This window comes from Haloparvum alkalitolerans, from assembly GCF_050122995.1.
GTDB classification, from domain to species: Archaea; Halobacteriota; Halobacteria; order Halobacteriales; family Haloferacaceae; genus Haloparvum; species Haloparvum alkalitolerans.
In genome coordinates this window covers 1-1444 of the sequence record NZ_JBNLIA010000026.1, presented here as the reverse complement: position 1 = coordinate 1444, position 1444 = coordinate 1, and the positions used below count along the sequence as shown (strand labels likewise).

Annotated in this window: 1 rRNA gene; it reads left to right on the top strand. The window is 58.3% G+C overall.

Annotated elements, in window-relative coordinates:
- A 16S ribosomal RNA gene (locus ACQE3L_RS15415) occupies positions 1–1400 on the top strand; the annotation flags it as partial.
- Positions 1401–1444 lie beyond the last annotated feature (44 nt).

Below are 1444 nucleotides of genomic sequence, written 5' to 3'. Positions count from 1 at the left end.
CTCGTGGCATATAGCTCCGTAACACGTGGCCAAACTACCCTTCGGAGGAAGATAACCTCGGGAAACTGAGGCTAATACTCCATACGCCGTCCCAACTGGAATGTGGGACGGACAGAAACGCTCCGGCGCCGAAGGATGTGGCTGCGGCCGATTAGGTAGACGGTGGGGTAACGGCCCACCGTGCCGATAATCGGTACGGGTTGTGAGAGCAAGAACCCGGAGACGGAATCTGAGACAAGATTCCGGGCCCTACGGGGCGCAGCAGGCGCGAAACCTTTACACTGCACGACAGTGCGATAAGGGGACCCCGAGTGCGTAGGCATAGAGCCTACGCTTTTGTACACCGTAGGGAGGTGTACGAATAAGAGCTGGGCAAGACCGGTGCCAGCCGCCGCGGTAATACCGGCAGCTCGAGTGATGGCCGATCTTATTGGGCCTAAAGCGTCCGTAGCTGGCTTTTCAAGTCCGTCGGGAAATCTCCCCGCTCAACGGGGAGGCGTCCGGCGGAAACTGAAGAGCTTGGGACCGGAAGGCGTGACGGGTACGTCCGGGGTAGGAGTGAAATCCTGTAATCCTGGACGGACCGCCGATGGGGAAACCACGTCACGAGGACGGATCCGACAGTGAGGGACGAAAGCTAGGGTCTCGAACCGGATTAGATACCCGGGTAGTCCTAGCCGTAAACGATGCCTGTTAGGTGTGACTCCCACTACGAGTGGGTGTTGTGCCGTAGGGAAGCCGCTAAACAGGCCGCCTGGGAAGTACGTCCGCAAGGATGAAACTTAAAGGAATTGGCGGGGGAGCACTACAACCGGAGGAGCCTGCGGTTTAATTGGACTCAACGCCGGACATCTCACCAGCATCGACTGTAGTAATGACGATCAGGTTGATGACCTTATCCGAGCTTCAGAGAGGAGGTGCATGGCCGCCGTCAGCTCGTACCGTGAGGCGTCCTGTTAAGTCAGGCAACGAGCGAGACCCGCATCCTTACTTGCCAGCAACATCGCGAGATGGTTGGGGACAGTAGGGAGACCGCCGCTGCTAAAGCGGAGGAAGGAACGGGCAACGGTAGGTCAGTATGCCCCGAATGTGCTGGGCAACACGCGGGCTACAATGGCCGAGACAGAGGGTTCCAACCCCGAGAGGGGACGGTAATCTCAGAAACTCGGTCGTAGTTCGGATTGTGGACTGAAACTCGTCCACATGAAGCTGGATTCGGTAGTAATCGCGTGTCAGAAGCGCGCGGTGAATACGTCCCTGCTCCTTGCACACACCGCCCGTCAAAGCACCCGAGTGAGGTCCGGATGAGGCTCCCGAGAGGGAGTCGAATCTGGGCTTCGCAAGGGGGCTTAAGTCGTAACAAGGTAGCCGTAGGGGAATCTGCGGCTGGATCACCTCCTACTGACCCGAGGGCCTCAGGCCCTCACCTTTCACTCATATGGTG